The sequence below is a fragment of the Plantimonas leprariae genome (assembly GCF_008802405.1).
Lineage (GTDB): Bacteria > Pseudomonadota > Alphaproteobacteria > Rhizobiales > Rhizobiaceae > Plantimonas > Plantimonas leprariae.
The window spans coordinates 125,841-146,213 of record NZ_VZDO01000010.1 but is presented as its reverse complement, the minus strand read 5'-3'; the positions used below and the strand labels follow the sequence as shown (position 1 = coordinate 146,213).

At 70.3% G+C, this 20,373-nt stretch carries 21 protein-coding genes and 1 pseudogene; 7 read left to right on the top strand and 15 right to left on the bottom strand.

Annotated features, from left to right (window positions below; all coding sequences use genetic code 11):
• Positions 1-276 precede the first annotated feature (276 nt).
• From leuS to holA, 3 genes are read left to right on the top strand one after another with little or no spacing between them, the layout of a single operon-like run.
• Positions 277-2,892: a leucine--tRNA ligase gene (leuS, locus tag F6X38_RS13585; RefSeq protein WP_150970396.1), complete on the top strand. Its 2,616-nt coding sequence runs from the start codon at positions 277-279 to the stop codon at positions 2,890-2,892.
• Complete coding sequence (locus F6X38_RS13580) at positions 2,879-3,469, top strand: hypothetical protein (RefSeq protein ID WP_150970394.1); 591 nt, start codon at positions 2,879-2,881, stop codon at positions 3,467-3,469. Before leuS ends, F6X38_RS13580 begins: the two co-directional genes overlap by 14 nt.
• On the top strand, positions 3,469-4,527 hold the full coding sequence (gene holA / locus F6X38_RS13575; RefSeq protein WP_150970392.1) for a DNA polymerase III subunit delta: 1,059 nt from the start codon (positions 3,469-3,471) through the stop codon (positions 4,525-4,527). The genes F6X38_RS13580 and holA overlap by 1 nt, the downstream gene beginning before the upstream one ends.
• A 1-nt stretch (position 4,528) precedes the next feature.
• Here holA and F6X38_RS13570 read toward each other — a convergent pair whose 3' ends face one another.
• From F6X38_RS13570 to mnmE, 6 genes are all read right to left on the bottom strand, one after another.
• A complete protein-coding gene (locus F6X38_RS13570; RefSeq protein WP_150970390.1) occupies positions 4,529-5,113 on the bottom strand; it encodes a histidine phosphatase family protein in 585 nt (194 codons plus the stop codon).
• Positions 5,114-5,130: 17 nt separating this feature from the next.
• Positions 5,131-6,132, bottom strand: a complete 1,002-nt coding sequence (locus tag F6X38_RS13565; protein ID WP_246191341.1) for a ParB/RepB/Spo0J family partition protein — start codon at positions 6,130-6,132, stop codon at positions 5,131-5,133.
• Entirely contained in the window at positions 6,129-6,917 is a 789-nt protein-coding gene (locus F6X38_RS13560; protein WP_150970517.1) for a ParA family protein, read from the bottom strand. Before F6X38_RS13560 ends, F6X38_RS13565 begins: the two co-directional genes overlap by 4 nt.
• 103 nt (positions 6,918-7,020) lie before the next feature.
• Positions 7,021-7,692 carry a 16S rRNA (guanine(527)-N(7))-methyltransferase RsmG gene (gene rsmG / locus F6X38_RS13555; protein WP_150970389.1) on the bottom strand — a complete coding sequence of 224 codons (672 nt, stop codon included), beginning with the start codon at positions 7,690-7,692 and terminating at the stop codon, positions 7,021-7,023.
• Positions 7,682-9,565 carry a tRNA uridine-5-carboxymethylaminomethyl(34) synthesis enzyme MnmG gene (gene mnmG / locus F6X38_RS13550; RefSeq protein ID WP_150970387.1) on the bottom strand — a complete coding sequence of 628 codons (1,884 nt, stop codon included), beginning with the start codon at positions 9,563-9,565 and terminating at the stop codon, positions 7,682-7,684. Before mnmG ends, rsmG begins: the two co-directional genes overlap by 11 nt.
• A 95-nt stretch (positions 9,566-9,660) precedes the next feature.
• The gene (gene mnmE / locus F6X38_RS13545) at positions 9,661-10,992 is read right to left on the bottom strand and encodes a tRNA uridine-5-carboxymethylaminomethyl(34) synthesis GTPase MnmE (protein ID WP_343033223.1); all 1,332 of its coding nucleotides are present in this window, start codon (positions 10,990-10,992) and stop codon (positions 9,661-9,663) included.
• A gap of 48 nt (positions 10,993-11,040) precedes the next feature.
• Here mnmE and F6X38_RS13540 point away from each other — a divergent pair, with 48 nt between their 5' ends.
• Positions 11,041-13,110 carry a thioredoxin domain-containing protein gene (locus tag F6X38_RS13540; RefSeq protein ID WP_150970385.1) on the top strand — a complete coding sequence of 690 codons (2,070 nt, stop codon included), beginning with the start codon at positions 11,041-11,043 and terminating at the stop codon, positions 13,108-13,110.
• Positions 13,111-13,233: 123 nt separating this feature from the next.
• Positions 13,234-13,536: a DUF982 domain-containing protein gene (locus tag F6X38_RS13535; protein WP_150970384.1), complete on the top strand. Its 303-nt coding sequence runs from the start codon at positions 13,234-13,236 to the stop codon at positions 13,534-13,536.
• Between the two features lie 20 nt (positions 13,537-13,556).
• Here the strand turns inward: F6X38_RS13535 and F6X38_RS13530 are convergent, their stop codons facing one another.
• The 5 genes and pseudogenes from F6X38_RS13530 to rho all read right to left on the bottom strand — a co-directional run bounded on the left by F6X38_RS13530 (position 13,557) and on the right by rho (position 16,236).
• The gene (locus F6X38_RS13530; protein ID WP_246191340.1) at positions 13,557-13,793 is read right to left on the bottom strand and encodes a hypothetical protein; all 237 of its coding nucleotides are present in this window, start codon (positions 13,791-13,793) and stop codon (positions 13,557-13,559) included.
• A 12-nt stretch (positions 13,794-13,805) separates the two neighbouring features.
• Positions 13,806-13,883, bottom strand: a pseudogene (locus tag F6X38_RS24295) (hypothetical protein); the annotation flags it as partial.
• A gap of 15 nt (positions 13,884-13,898) precedes the next feature.
• Entirely contained in the window at positions 13,899-14,384 is a 486-nt protein-coding gene (locus F6X38_RS13525; protein ID WP_150970380.1) for a zinc metalloprotease, read from the bottom strand.
• A gap of 100 nt (positions 14,385-14,484) precedes the next feature.
• Entirely contained in the window at positions 14,485-14,946 is a 462-nt protein-coding gene (locus F6X38_RS13520; protein ID WP_150970379.1) for an MEKHLA domain-containing protein, read from the bottom strand.
• Positions 14,947-14,970: 24 nt separating this feature from the next.
• Positions 14,971-16,236: a transcription termination factor Rho gene (gene rho / locus F6X38_RS13515; protein ID WP_150970377.1), complete on the bottom strand. Its 1,266-nt coding sequence runs from the start codon at positions 16,234-16,236 to the stop codon at positions 14,971-14,973.
• Between the two features lie 258 nt (positions 16,237-16,494).
• Between rho and F6X38_RS13510 the strand changes: the two genes are divergently transcribed.
• On the top strand, positions 16,495-17,076 hold the full coding sequence (locus F6X38_RS13510) for a hypothetical protein (RefSeq protein WP_150970374.1): 582 nt from the start codon (positions 16,495-16,497) through the stop codon (positions 17,074-17,076).
• On the opposite strand, the gene F6X38_RS13505 is transcribed toward F6X38_RS13510, so the two are convergent.
• The 4 genes from F6X38_RS13505 to hemE form a co-directional block, all read right to left on the bottom strand.
• Positions 17,073-17,228, bottom strand: coding sequence for a DUF3563 domain-containing protein (locus F6X38_RS13505; protein ID WP_150970373.1), 156 nt, complete (start codon positions 17,226-17,228; stop codon positions 17,073-17,075). The two genes, F6X38_RS13510 and F6X38_RS13505, sit on opposite strands and share 4 nt — an antisense overlap.
• Positions 17,229-17,340: 112 nt before the next feature.
• Entirely contained in the window at positions 17,341-17,883 is a 543-nt protein-coding gene (locus F6X38_RS13500) for a gluconokinase (RefSeq protein ID WP_246191339.1), read from the bottom strand.
• Between the two features lie 11 nt (positions 17,884-17,894).
• Positions 17,895-18,323 carry a protoporphyrinogen oxidase HemJ gene (gene hemJ, locus F6X38_RS13495; protein ID WP_150970371.1) on the bottom strand — a complete coding sequence of 143 codons (429 nt, stop codon included), beginning with the start codon at positions 18,321-18,323 and terminating at the stop codon, positions 17,895-17,897.
• Positions 18,324-18,325: 2 nt separating this feature from the next.
• Positions 18,326-19,354: a uroporphyrinogen decarboxylase gene (gene hemE, locus F6X38_RS13490; RefSeq protein ID WP_150970369.1), complete on the bottom strand. Its 1,029-nt coding sequence runs from the start codon at positions 19,352-19,354 to the stop codon at positions 18,326-18,328.
• Between the two features lie 422 nt (positions 19,355-19,776).
• Here hemE and F6X38_RS13485 point away from each other — a divergent pair, with 422 nt between their 5' ends.
• On the top strand, positions 19,777-20,370 hold the full coding sequence (locus tag F6X38_RS13485) for a Maf-like protein (RefSeq protein WP_150970367.1): 594 nt from the start codon (positions 19,777-19,779) through the stop codon (positions 20,368-20,370).
• Positions 20,371-20,373: the final 3 nt, after the last annotated feature.

Below are 20,373 nucleotides of genomic sequence, written 5' to 3'. Positions count from 1 at the left end.
GAGAGTAGCTCGCCAGCCGCTCCGGGTCTTTTCTATTTCGAGCGTGATGCTTAGTGGCAAAAACCACATATCCATCACCTCCGTTCGAGAGCGAGGCCGTCGCCGCGGCCGGGGCGGCCGATCCTCCCCGGTGACGTCGCTGGCTCGACGTCCGCTGCTTTCGCCCTCGAAATCGCTGCCGTCCGCTTAAGCGGATATGCTTGCGCTTGCCTAGCCGCCTTCGACGTGCTGAACCGCGGGCGACCATTTGTCTTCGAAGCTTCGATCCGTCCGCCCATGTCCGCCGTCACCTCCCGCTACAATCCGCGCGAAAGCGAGCCCCGCTGGCAGAAGGCCTGGGAGGACGCGAAGCTGTTCGAGGCGAAGACCGACGCCTCGGCCCCGACCTACTACGTCCTCGAGATGTTCCCCTACCCGTCGGGGCGCATCCATATGGGGCACGTCCGGAACTACACGCTCGGCGACGTCGTCGCGCGCTACAAGCGCGCCCGCGGTTTCGACGTCATGCACCCGATGGGCTGGGACGCCTTCGGCATGCCGGCCGAGAACGCCGCGATGCAGAACAAGGTGCATCCGCGCGAATGGACCTACGCCAACATCGCTTCGATGAAGCGTCAGTTGAAGTCGATGGGCCTGTCGCTCGACTGGTCGCGCGAGTTCGCGACCTGCGACCCCGAATACTACGCGCAACAGCAGCGCCTCTTCCTCGACATGCTGGACAAGGACCTCGCCTATCGGAAGAGCGCCAAGGTCAACTGGGACCCGGTCGACATGACCGTGCTCGCCAACGAGCAGGTGATCGACGGGCGCGGCTGGCGCTCCGGCGCGCCGGTCGAGCAGCGCGACCTGACGCAATGGTTCTTCCGCATCACCGACTACGCCGAGGACCTGCTGGAAGCGCTGGACCACCGCTTGCCGGAATGGCCGGAAAAGGTGCGCCTGATGCAGCGCAACTGGATCGGCCGCTCGGAGGGGCTCCACTTCGAGTTCGGCGTGAAGGGCGCGCCGCAGGGCTTCGAGAAGCTCCCCGTCTTCACGACGCGCCCCGATACGATGTTCGGGCCGACCTTCGCGGCGATCGCCGCCGACCATCCGCTGGCGAAGGCGCTGGCCGAGACGAACCCGGCCGTCGCCGACTTCGCCGCCGAGTGCCGCCGCATGGGCACTTCGCAGGAGGAGATCGATACGGCGGAGAAGCTCGGCTTCGACACCGGGCTGAAGGTGACGCATCCAGCCGATCCCGCATGGGAGCTGCCGCTTTACATCGCGAACTTCGTCCTGATGGACTACGGCACCGGCGCGATCATCGGCTGCCCGGCGCACGACCAGCGCGACCTCGACTTCGCTCGCAAGTACGGCCTGCCGGTGATCGACGTCTTCGTGCCGGAGGACACGGGCGAGCGCGTGATGGACACCGCCTTCGTGCCGCCGAAGACGCAAGTCGTGCGCTACGTGCAATGGGCCGGGGCGCCGGACACGGTGCAGACCTGTGAGGCCGCGATGGACCGGTCGCTGCAGAAGTTCGTCGCCGACGGCTGGGGCCGGCGCGAGGTGAACTTCCGCCTGCGCGACTGGGGCCTGTCGCGCCAGCGCTACTGGGGCTGCCCGATCCCGGTCCTCCATTGCGAGGCCTGCGGCATCGTGCCGGAGCGGCGCGAAAACCTGCCGGTGACGTTGCCCGACGACGTCGATTTCGCGACGCCCGGCAACCCGCTCGACCGGCATCCGACCTGGCGCAAGGCCACCTGCTCGCAATGCGGCGGCCCGGCCCTGCGCGAGACCGACACGATGGACACGTTCGTCGACAGTTCCTGGTATTTCGCGCGCTTCACGAGCCCGCGCGCCGCGGAGCCGACGCTTCCCGCTGTCGCCGACGCCTGGCTGCCGGTCGACCAGTATATCGGCGGCATCGAGCACGCGATCCTGCACCTCCTCTATTCGCGCTTCTTCGTCCGCGCGATGCGCGACACCGGCCATCTCGGCATCGACGAGCCGTTCCGGGGCCTGTTCACGCAAGGCATGGTCGTGCACGAGACCTACCGGCAGGACGGGAAATGGATCGAGCCGGCCGAGGTGAGGATTCTCGGCGAGGGCGCGGGCCGCCGCGCCGTCCGCCTCTCCGACGACTCGCCGGTCGAGATCGGCGGCATCGAGAAGATGTCGAAGTCGAAGAAGAACGTCGTCGACCCGGACGACATCATCGCCTCCTACGGCGCCGACACCGCGCGCTGGTTCGTGCTCTCCGATTCGCCGCCCGACCGCGACGTGATCTGGACGGAGGCCGGCGCGGAAGGCGCGCACCGCTTCGTGCAGCGCCTGTGGCGGCTGGTGTCGGAGGCGGCGGCGAAGCTGGAAGGGGCCGCGGACGGGGCGGCCGGCGACGATCCGGCGGCGGCCGCCATCCGCCGCGCCGCGCACCGCACCGCGGCGGGCGTCACCGACGACATCGAGCGCCTCGCCTTCAACAAGGCCGTCGCCCGGCTCTACGAGCTGGTGAACGCGCTGTCGGCGGCCTTCGGCGATGCCGCCTTCCCGGCCTCGCCCGCGGTCGCCGCGGCGGCGCGCGAGGCGGCGACGATCCTCGTGCGGCTCGTCGCGCCGATGATGCCGCACCTCGCCGAGGAATGCTGGCGGGCGCTGGGCGAAGCCGGCCTTTGCGCCGCGGCCCGCTGGCCGGAGGCCGACCCGGCCTTCTTGCGTGACGACGAGGTCACGTTGCCGGTCCAGATCAACGGGAAGAAGCGCGGTGACTTGACCGTTCCGGCCGGCGCAAGCAAACCTGAAATCGAGGCGGCCGTCCTCCGGCTCGACTTCGTGACGGGCGCGCTGGACGGGGCCGAGCCCAAGCGCGTCGTGGTGGTGCCGGGAAGGATCGTGAATGTCGTCGTCTGACCGCCGCCGCCGCGGCCCGCATGCCGCCGCGCTCGCCGGCCTTGCGCTTCTCGCGGCGGCGAGTTCGGCCTGCACGGTGCGCCCGCTCTACGGCAGCGGCGGCGCGCTCGTCGGCGGCCAGACCGCCCCGGCGCTCGCCGACCTGAAGGGCCGCGTCGAGGTCGCGCCGGTCGGCGACCGCACCTCGCAGATCGTCCGCAACGGCCTCCTCTTCGGCTTCAACGGCGGCGAGAAGCCGGTCGCGCCCTTCTACAAGATCTCGGTCGCGGTCACGGCGCTGGAAAGCGTCGTCTCGATCCAGTCGGGCTCCGGCGTTCCGGCCGCGAGCATCCTGAAGGTGACGGCGACCTATTCGGTGGCGCGCACCACCGACGGCAAGATCGTCGCCAGCGGCACGCGCTTCTCCGATGCGCCCTTCGACCGCTCGCGCCAGCTCTTCGCCGCGAGCCGTGCCTATCGCGACGCGCAGGAGCGCGCCGGCCAGGACGTCGCCCAGCAGATCCGCCTTGGCGTTCTCGGCGCGCTGGAGCGCGACCTGCCTAACCTCCTCGCCTCGGTGCCGCCGGGCAAGACCTGATGGCGCAGCGGAAGGCCGGCGAGGTCGAGGCCTTCCTGTCGCGGCCCGACACCAGCTTTCCGGTCGTGCTCGTCTACGGCCCGGATGCCGGCCTCGTGTCGGAACGCGCCGCCAAGGTGGCGGCCCTGTCGGGCGCCGACCTCGCCGATCCCTTTTCTTCCGTGACGCTCCAGGCCGACGAGGTGGAGAAGGATGCCGGCCGGCTCCACGACGAGGCGCGCACCGTTTCGCTGTTCGGCGGGCGGCGGCTGGTGCGGGTCAAGGGTGCCGGCACCGGCTCCGGCCGCGGCCTCGCGGGGGCGATCGCCGCGCTGGGGCAGGAACCGCCGGCGGACGTGACCGTGGTGGTCGAGGCCGGCGACTGCAAGCCGACCGCCCCCGTCCGCGCCGCGGCCGAGAAGGCGCGGGCCGCGATCGCTCTCCCCTGCTACCCCGACGAGGGCCGGGCGCTGGACGCGACCATCGACGCCGAACTGAAGGCGATGAACCTCAGGATCGGCCGCGAGGCGCGGGAAGCGCTGCGCGAGCGGCTCGGCGCGAACCGCCTCGCCTCGCGCGGCGAGATCGCCAAGCTCGCGCTCTACTGCATGGGCCAGGACGAGGTGACGGAGGCCGATATCGAGGCGGTGGTCGGCGATGTCTCGCTCGATACGGTGGACGAGGCGGTGGACGCCTGCGCCACCGGCGCGGTGAAGCGCCTGCCGGAGCTGATCGAGCGGCTGACGGGCGCCGGCACCGCCACCTTCGCCATCCAGCAGGCGGTGCTGCGGCATTTCCAGGCGCTGCTGCTGATGCGGGACCGCGTGGAGCGGCACGGCGAATCGGCGACGCGCGTCGTCGAGGCGCGCCGCGCGCCCTTCCGCCGCAAGCCGGCCTTCGAGACGGCGCTCGGCACCTGGACGCTCGCCGCCCTCGCGCCGGCGCTCGGCACGATCGAACGGACGATCCTCGCCGCCCGGAAGGAAGCGGGATTGAGCGACGCGATCACCGCGAAGCTTCTGATGGACCTCGCGGTCGAAGCCGCCCGGCTGCGCGCCGGACGCGGCGCGAAGCGCTGAGCTAGCGCGCGAAGTCTTCCATCGCCTGCCAGTGCGAGACCGTAACCGTCTCGCCGAACTCCGCGACGATCACGTTGCCGCCGCCGGTTCCCGGCTGGTCGTGACGGGCGATCGGCAGACCGGCGAGGTGGCAATAGAGCAGCGTTCCGACCCCGCCGTGACCGACGAGGGCGATCGTCTCGTGTTCCGCCGATTCGGCAAGGGCTCGCTCGGTCGCCGCGACGATCCGGCCTTGCGCGTCCACCGCCCGCTCCCAGCCGCGCACCGAGACGGTCGGCTCGGCGAAGAAGCGCTCGACCACGGGCCAGAACTCCGGCGGCGCGAGGAAGCCGGTGGCGCTCCGGTCGTTCTCGTGCATCGCCTCGCGGATCGCGAGGGTGCTGGCCAGCCGAGGGAAGCTCGCCCGCGCCGCTTCGACCGCCTTCGTCTCGGCGCTGCTGAACACCTTCGTGACGCTCCGCGCCAGCGCGGTCTCGCCGAAGGCCACGTGCCGTCGCCGCCCTTCGTCGGACAGCGACCAGAGCGGCACGGGCTTGTCCGGCTCGACCACGACGTTCGCGTGACTGACGTAGACGAGCCGGCGCATGCGAATGCGAGCCCTCGTCAGAGCTGCCGGACGCGCGGGCCGGAGCGATGCTCGCCCGCGAGCTTCAGGAGGCGCACGAGTTCCGCCAGCTTTTCCGGCGTGCCGTAGCTGATGCGCAAGGTCGCGCCCTCGTTCGGGGGCTCCACCGCGACCGGCATGCCGAGCGTCTCGGAGAGGAAGCTCTCGATATACTCGACCTCGGCGCGCTTCGGCTCGGCCGGGGCGGGCCCGGCCGCCGGAGCGGGCGTCGCCGGCCTGTTCGCGCGTCGCGGCGCCGGCTTGGCGTTCTCCTTGCGCGACAGTTGCTCGGTCTCGCGCACGGTGAGGCCTTGGCGCGCGACGTCGCGGGCGAACGCCTCCGGGTCTTCCGCGGTGACGGCGGCGCGGGCGTGGCCGGGCGACAGCTCGCCGCTCGATACCATCCGCCGGACGCTTTCCGGCAGCTTCAGGAGGCGGAGCGTGTTCGCGACATGGCTGCGGCTCTTGCCGAGCGCGTCGGCGAGGTCGACCTGCCGGTAGCCGTGCTCCACCATCAGCATCTCGTAGGCCTGCGCCTCTTCGAGCGGGTCGAGGTCGGCGCGCTGGACGTTCTCGATGATCGCGATCTCGAGCGTCTCGCGGTCGGTCAGCGTGCGCACCACCACCGGCACCTGCGCCAGCTCGGCGAGCTGCGCCGCGCGCCAGCGCCGCTCGCCGGCGACGATCTCGAAGCCCGCTCCCTCACCGGCCGCCGGCCGCACGAGGATCGGCTGCACGACGCCGTGCGTGCGGATCGAGGCGGCGAGGTCGGCGAGGTCGGCCTCGTCGAAATGGCGGCGCGGATTGTTCGGGTTCGCCCGGAGCATCGCCGTCGCGACGCTCCGCTCGCCGCCGCTACCCCCGCCCGTCGCCGCCGGGCGGAGGGCCGCACCCGTCGCGCCGCCGCCGCCGATCAGGGCGGCGAGGCCGCGCCCGAGCCGCTGGCGCGACTTGTCCTCGGCCCCCGTACCCGCCGGCTTCTCCTTGGCGTTCATCGTCATGCGACCTCCAGATGCTGGCGTTCGCGCTGGATGATCTCCGAGGCGAGGCGGATATAGGCTTGGCTGCCGGAACACTTCATGTCGTAGAGGATCGCCGGCTTGCCGAAGCTCGGCGCTTCCGAGACGCGGACGTTGCGCGGGATCACCGTGTCGTAGACCTGGTCGCCCATCACCTGTCGCACGTCGCTGACCACCTGGCTCGCGAGGTTGTTGCGGCCGTCGAACATGGTCAGGACGATGCCGTGAAGGTCGAGCGTCGGGTTCAGCGTGTCGCGCACCTGCTCCACGGTCTGGAGCAACTGGCTGAGGCCTTCCAGCGCGAAGAACTCGCACTGGAGCGGCACGAGGATCGAGTCGGCCGCCGCCATCGCGTTGATCGTCAGGAGGTTCAGCGACGGCGGGCAGTCGACCAGCACGAAGTCGAAGCGCGCACCCTCCTCGTTATGGAAATGCAGCGCGTCGCGCAGGCGATAGGCCCGGCCCGTCGCGCCGGCGATCTCCATCTCGAGGCCGAGGAGGTCGAGCGTCGAGGGCACGATCGACAGGTTCGGCACGGCGGTCGGCATCGCGGCTTGCGTCACCGAGGCATTCTCGACGAGGACGTCGTAGGACGAGACCTCGCGGTCCTGCCGGTCGATGCCGAGGCCGGTGGAGGCGTTGCCCTGCGGGTCGAGGTCGATCAGGAGCACGCGCCGCCCGACCGCCGAGAGCGCCGTCGCGAGGTTGATCGCGGTGGTGGTCTTGCCGACGCCGCCCTTCTGGTTGGCGACGGTGATGACGCGCATGCGCTTCCGGACCGCGAGGCCGGTGCCGTCCGGCCCCCGCGCGGGGCGCGCGCTCGAAGCGGGCGTATCGATGGAGGCGGTTCCGGTCATGGGACGACGATGCTCATTCCTCGCTTGCCCGGGTCTCGCTCGTCCCAGGTTCGCCGGTCCGGGGCCGGATATCGGCGACTTCCAGGATCGCGGCCTCCGCCGCGACGCGCGAGGGGTGTTCCCGCAACGTGAACCGCCAACGCCGCGACGCGTCAACGATTTCTTCACCATGGCTCCGCCCCTTGGCGAAAAAGCACGGCACCTGTGGCCCGATCCGCCCGGCCACCATGCCGAGGAGCGCACCCAGCGAGGCGAGCGCCCGGGCGCTGACGGCATCCGCCCAGGCGAGCACCTCGCCCGCCGCCTCGATGCGGATCGCATGGACCGTCGCGGGGAGCCCCAGTTCGCGGATGACGGTGCGCAGGAACGCCGCTTTCTTGCCGTTGCTTTCCACGAGATCGACATGGGCGTCGCCTTCGTCCGCGACGAGGATCGCGGTGACGAGGCCGGGAAAGCCGCCGCCGGAGCCGAGATCGACCCAGCGCTTCGCCGGCTGGCAGAGCGGCCGGAACTGCAGCGAATCGGCGACGTGCCGCTCCCAGACCTCCGGCATCGTCGCATCGGCGACGAGGTTGGTCGTCCGCTGCCATTGCCCGAGCAGCCGAACGTAAGCATCGAGCCGCGCTCGTGTTTCACGTGAAACATCGAACGCCGCGAGGACGACGTCGCGCCCTTCAGGCGGCATCGGGAACGGCGGCCTTCGCCTGCCGGCGGATCGCCAGGAGCACCAGCGCCAACGCCGCCGGCGTCATGCCGTCGATCGCCTCCGCCTCGGCGAGCGTCCGCGGCCGGCGGGCGCGGAGCTTCGCCTGCAGTTCCGCCGAGAGGCCCGGCAGCGCGTCGAGGTCGAGCGTAGCGGGGATCGGCGTCGCCTCGCCCTGCTTGAGCCGTGCCTGGTCGAGGCGCTGCCGATCGAGATAGACGTCGTAGGCCGCCTCGATCGCGATGCGCTCGGCGAGCTTCGCGTCGATCGTCGCAAGCTCCGGCCAGATGCCTGCAAGGCGGGACAGCGTCACGTCCGGTTGCGAGAGCAGCGTCCAGGCGGAGCGCGGCCGGCCGTCGCGGTTGAGCTGCAAGTCGAAATCGGCGGCGCGGTTCGGGGTGATCCGCAGCGCCTCCAGCCGCGCGCGCGTCCCGTCCAGCGCCGCCTCGGAAGCTTCGAACGCGGCGCGGCGCCCGGCATCGACGAGGCCGAGCGCGATCCCGACCGGCGTCAAGCGTCGGTCGGCGTTGTCGGCGCGAAGGCTCAGGCGGAACTCGGCCCGGCTGGTGAACATGCGGTAGGGTTCGGAGACGCCGGTGCGCGTCAGGTCGTCCAGCATCACGCCGATATAGGCTTCCGCCCGCGACAGGGTGACGGGCTCCTGCCCGCCGGCCCGGCGCGCGGCGTTGAGCCCGGCCCAGAGCCCCTGCGCCGCCGCCTCCTCGTAGCCGGTGGTGCCGTTGATCTGGCCGGCGAGGAACAGGCCGGGCTGGCTGCGCACCTCCAGCGTCGCGAACAGCTCGCGCGGATCGACATGGTCGTATTCGATCGCGTAGCCGGGCTTCAGGATCGCGACCCGCTCCAGTCCGGGGATCGAGCGGAGGAACGCTTCCTGCACGTCCTCCGGCAGCGAGGTCGACAACCCGTTCGGATAGACGGTCGGATCGTCGAGGCCTTCCGGTTCGAGGAAGATCTGGTGGCCGTCGCGCTCGCCGAACTTGACGATCTTGTCCTCGATCGAGGGACAGTAGCGCGGCCCGACGCCCTCGATCGCGCCGGAATAGAGCGCCGAGCGGGCGAGGTTGTCGCGGATGATCCGGTGGGTTTCCGGAGTCGTCCGCGTGATGCCGCAGTCGATCTGCGGGACAGTGATGCGCTCGGTCAGGAACGAGAACGGATACGGCTCCTCATCCGGCCGCTGCATCTCCAGCCCGTCCCAGTCGATGGTCCGGCCGTCGAGGCGGGCGGGCGTGCCGGTCTTCAGCCGCCCGAGCTGCAGCCCGAGCCGGCGGAGCGTGCCCGAAAGGCCGAGCGAGGGGTCCTCGCCCATCCGGCCGGCTGGAATGCGCCGGTCCCCGATATGAATGACGCCACCAAGGAAAGTGCCGGTGGTCAGCACCACCGCCCGCGCCCCGATCCGCTGCCCGTCCGCCATCGCGACGCCGGCGACCCGGCCCTCGCCGTCGAACACCAGGTCGAAGGCGTCGCCCTCCAACACGGTGAGCCCGGAGTGGTCGCGGATCGCGGCCTGCATCGCGGCGCGGTAGAGCTTGCGGTCGGCCTGCGTCCGGGGGCCGCGCACCGCCGGCCCTTTCGAGCGGTTGAGCAGGCGGAATTGGATGCCGCTCGCGTCGGCGACGCGGCCCATCAGGCCGCCGAGCGCGTCGATCTCGCGGACCAGATGCCCCTTGCCGATGCCACCGATCGCCGGGTTGCAGCTCATCGCGCCGACCGTGTCGAAGCGGTGGGTGAGGAGCACGGTCCGCGCGCCCGCGCGGGCGCTGGCCGAGGCCGCCTCGCAGCCGGCATGGCCGCCGCCGATCACCGCGACGTCGAAGGACAGGTCGAAATCCATCGCCGCGATAAGCCGTTTCCGCTTCGTTCCGTCAAGGGGTTGGGCGGTTGCGGCTGCCGTTCGTGACTCTGAGCCGAAGCTCAACCGAAATCCTCTCACTTCCCGATGCAGAACTCGGAGAAGATCACGTCGAGGAGGTCCTCGACGTCGGTGCGGCCGGTGAGGCGGCCGAGTTTGTCGCCCGCAAGGCGCAGCAGCTCCGCGCCGATTTCGGCGGGCGCGGCGCTCGCGGCGAACTCGTCCAGCTGGCGCAGCGCCGCAGCCACCGCCTCGCGGTGGCGGGCCCGAGCCGGCACGAGGGCGGCCGGGTCCGGCACGGCCCGCGCGGCCTCCGTCGCGATCCGATCCGCGAGTGCCGCCATGCCTTCGCCTGTCCGCGCCGAGACCGAAATGTTTGCCGGCGTAGTTTCTTGCCCGCTTTCCACATCCGCTTTCGTTCGGATGCGAAGGCGTGGCACGTCCCTAGCCGCATCCCGAAGCTCGGCGGGCAGCAGCGCATCCGGACTTTCCAGTTCGAGGACGAGGTCGGCCGCCGCCATCGCGCCCTTCGCCCGCTCGACGCCGATCCGCTCCACCGGGTCGGCCGTTTCGCGCAGGCCCGCCGTGTCGCTGAGCCGGACCGCGAAGCCTCCCAGGTCCAGCATCACCTCGATCACGTCGCGCGTCGTGCCGGGAACGTCGGTGACGATCGCCGCTTCCCGTTGCGCCAGCGCGTTCAGCAGCGTCGACTTGCCGGCGTTCGGCGCGCCGACGATTGCGACCCGGAAACCCTCGCGCAAAATCTCCCCCCGGCGCGCGCCGGCAAGGTGCTCCCGCATCTCTTCGGCAAGACCGGCCGCGATCCGGCGGACGGGGGCGGCGACGTCCGCCGCCACGTCGCCTTCGTCGGCGAAATCGAACGAGGCTTCGAGGAGCGCGCGCGCCCGCACGAGCCGCGCCGCCCAGCCTTCGTAGAGCGCGCGCAGGTCCCCACCCGCGTTCGCCAGCGCGTGGGCCCGCTGCGCGGCGGTCTCGGCGGCGAGGAGGTCGGCGAGCCCTTCCGCCTCCGTCAGGTCGATCGTGCCGTTCTCGAAGGCGCGGCGGGTGAACTCGCCGGCCTCGGCAAGGCGGATGCCGGAAATCGCCGTCAGCGCTTCGAGCACGCCTGCCACCACGGCGCGCCCGCCGTGCAGGTGGAATTCCGCGATGTCCTCGCCGGTCGCCGTCCCTGGCGCCTCGAAGAACAGCGCGAGGCCGCGGTCGAGCGGCGTCCCCTCCCCGTCCCTGAGCAGGCGGAGCGACGCGCGGCGCGCTTCCGGCACGGAGCCGGCAATGCGTGAGAGCGCCTTGCGCGCCAGGGTGCCGCTGACCCGCACCACCGCGACCCCGGACGGCAGCGAACCGGAGGACAGTGCGGCGATCGTGTCCGGGCGGCGGATAGGGGGCAAAGCGGTTCGGCGGTCGATTAAATCCGCGCCCGCCTTAGCCTAATCGGCATGAGCGAACAAACCGCGTCCTCCCCCGCCGCCGGCAACCGCCTCGGCGCGTCCGTGAGCCCCTACCTGCAGCAGCACCGCGACAATCCGGTGCACTGGCGCGAATGGTCGGCCGAGACGCTGGCGGAAGCGCGGGCGCTCGACCGGCCGATCCTGCTCTCGATCGGCTACGCCGCCTGCCACTGGTGCCACGTCATGGCGCACGAGAGCTTCGAGGATGCGGAAACCGCGGACCTGATGAACCGCCGCTTCGTCAACGTGAAGGTCGACCGCGAGGAGCGGCCCGACATCGACACCATCTACATGACGGCGCTGCAGGCGATGGGCGAGCAGGGCGGCTGGCCGATGACGATGTTCCTCACCCCCGACGGCGCGCCGTTCTTCGGCGGCACCTACTATCCTCCCCGCCCCGCGCACGGCCGGCCGAGCTTCCGGCAATTGCTGGAGGCGGTGGGAACCGCCTGGCAGAACCGCCGGGCCGAGCTCGACCGGAGCGCCGCCGAGACGCGGGCGCGCCTGACAGCCTTCCTCTCGGCCGTCTCGCCGGAAGGAACGGGCGACGAGGCGCTCGCGCCCGACATCCCGGGCGCGAGCGCCAAGGTCGGATCGATGCTCGACATGCGGCTCGGCGGCATGCGCGGCGCGCCGAAGTTCCCGAACGCGCCGTACATGGAACTCGTCGCGCGCGGCGCTTTCCCGAACGGCCCACAGGCGCTGCGCGAGGGCTTCCTCCTCACGCTCCGGCAGATGTGCCTAGGCGGCATCTACGACCATCTCGGCGGCGGCCTCGCGCGTTATTCCACCGACGAGCGCTGGCTGGTGCCGCATTTCGAGAAGATGCTCTACGACAACGCGCAGTTCCTCCGCCATCTCGTCTGGGGCTGGCGGGCGACGGGCTCCGCCCTCTTCCGCCGGCGGATCGAGGAAACGGTGGCATGGCTCGGCCGCGAGATGCGGGTCGGCGCCGGGGCGCTCGCCGCCTCGCTCGACGCCGACAGCCTCGATGAGCACGGCCATGCCCACGAAGGCGCGTTCTACGTCTGGCGCGCGGACGAGATCGATGCGGTGCTCGGCGAGCGTGGCGCCGATTTTCGCCAAGCCTACGGCGTCTCGGCGGACGGAAACTTCGAGGGTCGGAACATCCTGCACCGTCTCGGCAGCGCCGACGCGGAGGCGGATCATTTCGCGGCCGAGCGGGCGGCGCTCTTGGCGGCGCGCGACGGCCGGCCGCGCCCGGGCCGCGACGACAAGATGCTCGCCGACTGGAACGGCCTCGCGATCCGGGCGCTGGCCGAGGTCGCGACCGTCTTCGGCGATACGGAGGCGCTGCCGATGGCCAAAGCCGCCTTCGCGGACGTCAAGGCAGCGCTCACCCTCGACGGCCGGCTGCGCCATGCGGGGCGTGACGGCCGCGCCGCGCGGGGCTTCGCGCTGTCGTCGGACTACGGCGCGCTGATCGCCGCGGCGGTGCAGCTCTTCGCGGCGACGGGCGACGGCTCCTATCTCGCCGAAGCTCGGCGGCTCGCGGCCGAGCTCGAGCGCTGGCACGGCGACGGGGCGGGCGGCCACGCCCTCACCGCCGCCGACGGCGCCGACGTGATCCTCCGGCCCCGCGGCGACGGCGACGACGCGATCCCGGGCGGCACCGCGCTGGTGCTGGAAGGGCTGGCGCTGCTCGCCGAGGCGACGGGCGACCCGGCGCTGCTGGATCGGGCGGAAACGGCGGCCCGCGCCGCCCTGGCGCGGACGAGGGAACAGGGCGGCCTGTCGCCCGCGATCCTCTCCGCCTGCGACACGCTGGAGCGGGCGAGCCAGCTCGTGATGCTCGGGGAGCGCTCGGACGAAACATTCGCCGCGATGCGGGGGGCGGCGAACGGCGTCCTCGACCTCGCGCGGCTCGACGTCGTGCCGGGACCGGGCGCCGCGCTTCCCCCCGAACTGCCGCTAGCGGCCGTCCGACCGGAGCGGCGGCCGGCCGCCTATCTCTGCGCGGAGCGGGCCTGCCGGCCGCCGGTCTTCGACGCGGCGAGCCTCGCGGAACTGCTCCGCCCGGCTGCCGAAAACGCTTAGGAAAGTTTCAATCGTTTCAGGTCGCGGCGGCGAACTTGCCGCCTATTGAAGCCGCGCGATGGCCCGCCAAAATCCCGCATCGAACCGCGACAGGCGCGGGAGCCGATCCAAGTGGAGAGTGCCGTGGAATACGATCGTTTCGAGGAACCGGTCTGGGTCTATGTCGGCCTGAACGTGCCGCGCATGCTGGAAACCGTGACGCAGGCCTACGTCTTCCTCGACGACTGCCCGTCGACGCTGCGCGGTCCCGGCTACGTCGCCGCCAAGGAGCTGTGCCGCCGCGCCATGCACCGCCGGACCGGCGCCGAGAAGGCGCGCCGCGCGCTCGCCATCTTCGCGGACCGGCGCGGCATCCTCGCCCCCGCGATCGGCGACCTCGTCGCCGCGCAGAGCGCCGGAATCCTGGCAAGCCGCGCGGCGGCCTGAGCGGACGCGAAGGTGCTCGGCTACCGGCGGTGGCCGAGCCAGTCAGGCAGCGATGAATCCTGCCGGAGAGGAACGACGTTGCTGTCGGTCTGCGCCGAATGCCGCGGTCGTCCCGCTGCCCACGCCTCCCGCACGACCATCCAGTTCATCGAGAAACTGGGCGGCAGCCACAACGCGAAGCCGGCCAATGCGGACACGACGAAGAAGAGCGTGCTGATGGTGGCGAAGACGAGACCGAGCGAGCCGACCACGAGCATCGCGAACCGCTCGCTTCGCCAGCGCTCGAGCCATTCCGCGAGGATGGTCCCGCCGTCCAACGGGAAGGCCGGCAGGAGATTGATGACGCCGAGCGCGACGTTGAATCAACCGACATAGCGACAGGCCTCGCTCAGGAGGCTCGGCGGCACGGGCGGCGGGATCGTGAAACGAGGATCCGGTTGTGGAAGCGGTTCGGGCAGCGCCGCATGGAGCAGCAGCAGTGCCGCGCCGACAGCGAGGTTGGCGAGCGGTCCGGCAAGGGCGATTCGCCAACCCACCGCGCTATTGCCGGGAAGTTCGATCAGGGCGAGGCCGCCGGCGTCGAAGATCAGGATTTCGCTGGTGGCCAAGCCCTGCCGGTGCGCGACCGCCATGTGAGCCGTCTCATGGACGAGCATCGACAGGAACAGCACCGGCGCGACGAGCAGCGCGAGCATCCGGCCGACCGACCCGCCATGCAGAAGGAAAGCGATTCCCATGATGACCACGGGCAGGGCGAAGGTCGCGTAGAGATAGACCGGAACATCGTTCGGCAGTCGAAAGCCGATCGCTCCGCGGTCGCCGTCGAACCAGATCGCCCGTTTCCGCATCCGTACCAAACCCTTCCGCGATCCGGTTCGGACCGGCAGCAGGCCCGAGCTTACGAAGCCGTCGAAGACCGGCGCAAGTCGTCAACCTGCTTCGGAGGGTTCAGCCGTCGAGATCCGTCCAGCGCGAGAAGGTGGCGGCCTGGCCGCGGCGTTGGCCGCTCGCGTCGACGAGCTGCCAGACCACGCCGTCCTCCATGCGGAAATGCCGGCCGAACTTCGTCACGCGGACGCCCCGGTAGTCGGCGATGAAGCCGTCGCGCGATACGGCATCCAGGAGTCGCTGGCGCTCGGCACGGTCCATCGGCTCGGCCGACAGGCGCGAGGGCAGCGTCGTGAACTCGTCCCAGCCGTATCCGAAGCGCGCCTCGGCGGCGCGGTTGGCGTAGACGAAGACCGGGTCGGCAGCCGTGTCGTGTGCCAGCACCACGAAGGCTGCTTCCTCGTAGAGCCAGCGCGGCCCCCTGCCCGGCTCGCAGAGCGGCCGGCCGACCAGCCGCTCGAAGCTTCCCGTCAGAAGCTCGAAGAAACTTCGGTCGGCGGCGAGCGTGGGAACCAACGGCATAGGCCTGCCCTTCGACCGGCCGGCTTACGTGTTCATCGAGTCGAAGAAGTCGCCGTTGGTCTTCGTCTGCTTCAGCTTGTCGATCAGGAACTCGATCGCATCGGTCGTGCCCATCGGCGACAGGATGCGGCGGAGCACGAAGATCTTCTGCAGGTCCGAGCGCTGGATCAGGAGGTCCTCCTTGCGCGTGCCGGATTTCAGGATGTCCATCGCCGGGTAGATGCGCTTGTCGGCGACCTTCCGATCGAGATGGATTTCCGAGTTGCCGGTGCCCTTGAACTCCTCGAAGATCACCTCGTCCATGCGCGAGCCCGTGTCGATCAGCGCCGTCGCGATGATGGTGAGCGAGCCGCCCTCCTCGATGTTGCGCGCCGCGCCGAAGAAGCGCTTCGGGCGCTGCAGGGCGTTGGCGTCGACGCCGCCGGTCAGCACCTTGCCGGACGACGGCACGACCGTGTTGTAGGCGCGCCCGAGGCGTGTGATCGAATCGAGCAGGATCACCACGTCGCGGCCGTGCTCGACGAGGCGTTTGGCCTTCTCGATCACCATCTCGGCGACGGCGACGTGGCGCGTCGCCGGCTCGTCGAAGGTGGAGGAGATCACCTCGCCCTTCACCGAGCGCTGCATGTCGGTGACCTCCTCCGGCCGCTCGTCGATGAGAAGGACGATCAGGTAGCATTCCGGATGGTTGGCGGTGATCGCGTGGGCGACGTTCTGGAGGAGCACCGTCTTGCCGGTGCGGGGCGGCGCGACGATCAGGGCGCGCTGGCCCTTGCCGAGCGGCGCGACGAGGTCGATCACGCGCGGGCTGAGGTCCTTCGAGCCCGGATTGTCGAATTCCATCTTGATCCGCTCGTTCGGATAGAGCGGCGTCAGGTTGTCGAAATGGCTCTTGTGCTTGATCCGCTCGGGATCGTCGAAGTTGATCGTGTTGACCTTGAGGAGAGCGAAATAGCGCTCGCCGTCCTTCGGGGAGCGGATCTGGCCTTCCACCGTGTCGCCGGTCTTCAGGGAGAAGCGGCGGAGCTGGGAGGGCGAGATGTAAATGTCGTCGGGGCCGGGCAGGTAGTTCGCTTCCGGCGAGCGCAGGAAGCCGAAGCCGTCCTGCAGGATCTCGACGACGCCTTCGCCGATGATCTCGGTGCCGCCGGCGGCGAGGTTTTTCAGGATCGCGAACATCAGCTCCTGCTTGCGCAGGACGGAGGCGTTCTCGACGCCGTTCTCCTCGGCGAAGGCGATGAGTTCAGGGGCTTTCTTGTTCTTCAGGTCCTGAAGCTTCATTTCGGGCATGGGCGGAAAATCTCGGGGGATGGACGGTTCCCGCGCGTTCGTCGGCAGGTCGGCCGGAAAGCGGGAACGGGTCGGGAGAGGGGTGCCGATGATCGTCGGGTGAACGAAAAGGCGGGGGAGGAATGCGTCTCGATGCGCGAAAAGCTGCGGCGGACGCGCCCGATGCCTATAGACGAGGGCGCGGCGGCGCGCAAGGTGGGTTACGTCCGGGTTCAAGGACTGGCGCGCGGAACCAGCGGGTCGGAGGATCGAGAGAGGATGGAGACGCGATACGAACCGGTCGGCAGGGAGCGGTTCACGGTCGAGACGACGGCGAGCGGCGAGCGGGTCAGGATCAGGCCGTCTCGCCCGATCCTGGTGATGCTGTTCCTCGCGGTCTGGCTGGCCATCTGGACGGTCGGCGGCGGCGCAGCGATGCTGAAGCTCGAAACCGGCTTCCAGCTCTTCCTCGCGGTCTGGCTCTGCTTCTGGGCCGCCGGATGGCTCGGCGCGGCGGCAACGCTTCTCTGGATGATCGCCGGCTCGGAAACGATCGGCATGGATGGCGCAGACGTCGAGATCGCTCAGCATGCGCTGGGCTTCACCCGACGACGGCTCTATCGCGGTTCCGAAATCTCGAACCTGCGGACAGCCCCGCCGCTCGACGAATGGTCCGGCTTCCACCGGCGGATGCCGTTCCTCGGCACGAAGAAGAACGGCACGATCCGGTTCGACTACGGCGCAAGGACGATCCATGCCGCACCGGGTCTCGACGAGGCCGAGGCCCGGTTGATCGTCGGCCGCCTGGCGAAGCGGTTGCCGCGAGCGGCACTCGGCCGCTCGGCGGCGGAAACGGTCTAGCGCCCGTAGCGCGGGCCGCCGAAACGGCCGCGGCTGATCTCGCGCTCGCGCTGTTCGAGATCGACCAGCGAGGTCGCCTCCGAGAGGTAGCGCTCGGCCGGATCGACGCGAACGGAGCGGAACGCGTTTCTGAAGGTGCGGGTGAGGTTCATGTCCCAGTCTCCTTTCCTTGGATGAGGAGAAGCTAAGACCGGGCCGCTATTGCTGCAATGCAGCATAACGCATGCCACCCATGCGAATGCGCGCGGTCGCGCTAGGATCTTCTCAAGCTTCCCGTGCCGTCGCCGGTGAGAGCCCGAGCTTGCCGAGGGCGTCGCGGACGATCTCGTCCGGCGTGCCGGCGACGTCGACGCGCACCCCCGGCTCGTCCTCCCCCAAAGCCTCGAGGTCGGCGAGCTGGCTCGCGAGCAGCGAGGGCGGCATGTAGTGGCCCTCGCGCGCGCCGATCCGCTGCGCGATGAGCGCCGGATCGCCGGTGAGGAACACGAAGCGGACGTCCGCCTTCGCCTCCCGCAGGATGTCGCGATAGGCGCGCTTCAGCGCCGAGCAGGTGAGGACGGTGCTGCGGCCGGCCTCGGCCTCCGCCGTGATCCAGTCGCGGATGCGGGCGAGCCAGGGCCAGCGGTCGGCGTCGGTCAGGGGCGTGCCGCCGCGCATCTTGGCGACGGCCTCCGCCGAGTGGAACTCGTCGGCCTCGGCGAAGCGCCGGCCGAGCGCCGCCGCGATCCCTTCCGCGACCGTGGTCTTGCCGACGCCCGACGGCCCCATGACCACGATCGCGCTCGGTTGTTCCTCGCTCGGCTTCATCCCGTCCACCCTCAAAACGGCTTCACCACCACCAGCACCACGATGATGACGAGGATCAGCGCCGGCACCTCGTTCATAATCCGCCAGTGCCGCGCCGACTTCGCGTTGCGGTCCTCGGCGAACTTGCGGCGCGCCCCGGCATAGTAGCCGTGCAGGGCCGACATCACCACGACGAGCCCGATCTTGGCGTGCAGCCAGCCGCCCTGGAAGCCGTAGACGTGCCAGGCGAGATAGAGGCCGAGGATCCAGGTCGCGATCATCGCCGGGTTCATGATGCCGCGCAGCAGGCGCCGCTCCATGATCTTGAAGGTCTCCGACTGCGGCGTGCCGGGCCCGGCTTCCGCGTGGTAGACGTAGAGGCGCGGCAGATACAGCATCGCCGCCATCCAGGCGATGACGCTGAGGATGTGCAGGGCCTTCGCCCAGAGATCGATGTCCATGCCTATGCCTTGAAGTCGCGCACGCGGCGCACCAGCGCCTCGACATGCGCGATCGGCGCGTCCGGCGTGATGCCGTGGCCGAGGTTGAAGACCAGCGGCCCGTTGCCGAGCTCGCCGAGGATCGCGTCGACCCCCTCCTCCAGCGCCCGGCCGCCGGCGACGAGCCGGAGCGGGTCGAGGTTGCCCTGCACCGGGCCCTCCTCCTGCAGGCGCTTGGCGACGTCGGTCGGCACCGTCCAGTCGAGCCCGAGCGCGTCGACGCCGGTCTCGCGCCGGTAGGCGTCGAGCATCGCGCCGGCCCCCTTGGCGAAGCCGACGACCTTCGCATCCGGGATCGCGGCGCGGAGCTTCGCCACGATCCGCGCGACCGGCCGGATCGCGAAACGGCGGAAGGCCGCCTCGTCGAGGACGCCGCCCCAGGATTCGAAGATCTGCACGCAGTCCGCCCCGGCGCGAAGCTGACGGAGGAGATAGTCGGCCGACATGTCGGCGAGGAGTTCGAGGAGCCGGTCCATCGCTTCCGGATCGCGGAAGGCGAAGAGGCGGCTCGGCGCCTGGTCGGGCGTGCCGCGCCCGGCGATCATGTAGGTCGCGACGGTCCAGGGCGCGCCGCAGAAGCCGATCAGCGCGGTTTCCGCCGGCAGTCCGGCCCGGATGCGCCGCACCGCCTCGATCACCGGCTGGAGATGCGCCTCCGCGCGCGAAGGGTCGAGCCGGGGAATGTCCTCGACGGCGAGAGGATTGAGGCGCGGTCCCTCACCCTCGACGAAGCGAAGGGAGCGGCCGAGCGCGTCCGGGATGACGAGGATGTCGGAGAACAGGATCGCGGCGTCGAAGCCGAAGCGGCGGATCGGCTGCAGCGTCACCTCGGCCGCCAGTTCCGGGTCGTAGCAGAGATCAAGAAAGGAGCCGGCTTTCGCCCGCGTTTCCCGGTACTCCGGCAGGTAGCGGCCGGCCTGGCGCATCAGCCAGAGGGGCGGGGGGCTTAGCGTCTCGCCGTCGAGAACCCGAAGGAGCTTCGCTCTGGCCATGGCGGGTCCGGCATTCCTTCCTTCAAAGAAATCCTTCTCTGGAAGGATTCTCTTTCTATGACTCGGTGGATAGCCGGAATCCACAGCCGCGCAAGGCCGGAGCGTTTTCGAGCATCGAGCGGAATGCCGCAATCGCCGAGGAAGGAGGGCATTCGGTGCCCGCAATTCACAAGCGGCGCTCCACGGCCGGCCGCGACGCGCCGATGTGGACAGATCGGCGGTTTTCCCGTGCCCGCCGCGGGGCGCAGGGTTTTCCCGTTCGCCGTCCCGCCGCTGTCAACAGGGGGCGGAGAATCGCGAGGGAATCGCGCCGCTCCGCTTGCCTTTTCGGCCCGCCGGAGTCCGTGCCGCTGTTCGCGGTTCGGAACATGCCCATTTCGCACGCTGAGTTTGAATAAAGCTTTAACGACAGGAAGCCCGTCATGCGGATCGTCCTCGCCTCCGGCAGCGTCCATCGCCGCAAGCTCCTCGCCGATGCCGGCATCCGCTTCGACGCGGTACCTTCGACGCTGGACGAGCGCGCGCTCGAAGCGCCGCTCCGCGATTCGGGCGCCACCCCCGAGGATGTCGCGCTGGTGCTGGCGGAGGCGAAGGCGAGCGAAGTGGCGGAGCGCGAGCCCGGCGCGCTGGTGATCGGCGCCGACCAGACGCTGTCGCTCGGCACGCAAGTCTTCCACAAGCCGGTCGACATGGAGGAGGCCCGCCGCGCGCTGCTGCAGCTTTCCGGCCGGACGCACCGCCTGAACAGCGCCGTGGTGCTGGCCGAGAACGGCACGGCGGTCTGGCGGCACGTTTCGGTGGCGAGCCTCACGATGCGCGAGCTCACCCCCGCCGCGGTCGGCCGCTATCTCGCCGAGGTCGGCCCGGCGGCGCTGACCAGCGTCGGCTGTTACCAGATCGAGGGCGCGGGCGTCCGCCTGATGGACCGGGTCGAGGGCGATTTCTGGACCATCGTCGGCCTGCCCCTGCTGCCGCTCCTCGCCGAACTCCGCCGCCGCGGCGCGGTCGAGGATTGAGGC

Coding starts and splice junctions, on each gene's coding strand:
- F6X38_RS13485 (WP_150970367.1), top strand. CDS start 19,777: ATGCGGATCGTCCTCGCCTCCGGCAGCGTCCATCGCCGCAAGCTCCTC.
- F6X38_RS13505 (WP_150970373.1), bottom strand. CDS start 17,228: ATGAACCTCACCCGCACCTTCAGAAACGCGTTCCGCTCCGTTCGCGTC.
- leuS (WP_150970396.1), top strand. CDS start 277: ATGTCCGCCGTCACCTCCCGCTACAATCCGCGCGAAAGCGAGCCCCGC.
- F6X38_RS13540 (WP_150970385.1), top strand. CDS start 11,041: ATGAGCGAACAAACCGCGTCCTCCCCCGCCGCCGGCAACCGCCTCGGC.
- F6X38_RS13530 (WP_246191340.1), bottom strand. CDS start 13,793: ATGCTCGTGGTCGGCTCGCTCGGTCTCGTCTTCGCCACCATCAGCACG.
- F6X38_RS13525 (WP_150970380.1), bottom strand. CDS start 14,384: ATGCGGAAACGGGCGATCTGGTTCGACGGCGACCGCGGAGCGATCGGC.
- F6X38_RS13570 (WP_150970390.1), bottom strand. CDS start 5,113: ATGCGCCGGCTCGTCTACGTCAGTCACGCGAACGTCGTGGTCGAGCCG.
- F6X38_RS13565 (WP_246191341.1), bottom strand. CDS start 6,132: ATGACGATGAACGCCAAGGAGAAGCCGGCGGGTACGGGGGCCGAGGAC.
- mnmG (WP_150970387.1), bottom strand. CDS start 9,565: ATGGATTTCGACCTGTCCTTCGACGTCGCGGTGATCGGCGGCGGCCAT.
- rho (WP_150970377.1), bottom strand. CDS start 16,236: ATGCCCGAAATGAAGCTTCAGGACCTGAAGAACAAGAAAGCCCCTGAA.
- rsmG (WP_150970389.1), bottom strand. CDS start 7,692: ATGCCGCCTGAAGGGCGCGACGTCGTCCTCGCGGCGTTCGATGTTTCA.
- F6X38_RS13520 (WP_150970379.1), bottom strand. CDS start 14,946: ATGCCGTTGGTTCCCACGCTCGCCGCCGACCGAAGTTTCTTCGAGCTT.
- hemE (WP_150970369.1), bottom strand. CDS start 19,354: ATGGCCAGAGCGAAGCTCCTTCGGGTTCTCGACGGCGAGACGCTAAGC.
- holA (WP_150970392.1), top strand. CDS start 3,469: ATGGCGCAGCGGAAGGCCGGCGAGGTCGAGGCCTTCCTGTCGCGGCCC.
- F6X38_RS13580 (WP_150970394.1), top strand. CDS start 2,879: ATGTCGTCGTCTGACCGCCGCCGCCGCGGCCCGCATGCCGCCGCGCTC.
- hemJ (WP_150970371.1), bottom strand. CDS start 18,323: ATGGACATCGATCTCTGGGCGAAGGCCCTGCACATCCTCAGCGTCATC.
- F6X38_RS13510 (WP_150970374.1), top strand. CDS start 16,495: ATGGAGACGCGATACGAACCGGTCGGCAGGGAGCGGTTCACGGTCGAG.
- F6X38_RS13560 (WP_150970517.1), bottom strand. CDS start 6,917: ATGCGCGTCATCACCGTCGCCAACCAGAAGGGCGGCGTCGGCAAGACC.
- F6X38_RS13500 (WP_246191339.1), bottom strand. CDS start 17,883: ATGAAGCCGAGCGAGGAACAACCGAGCGCGATCGTGGTCATGGGGCCG.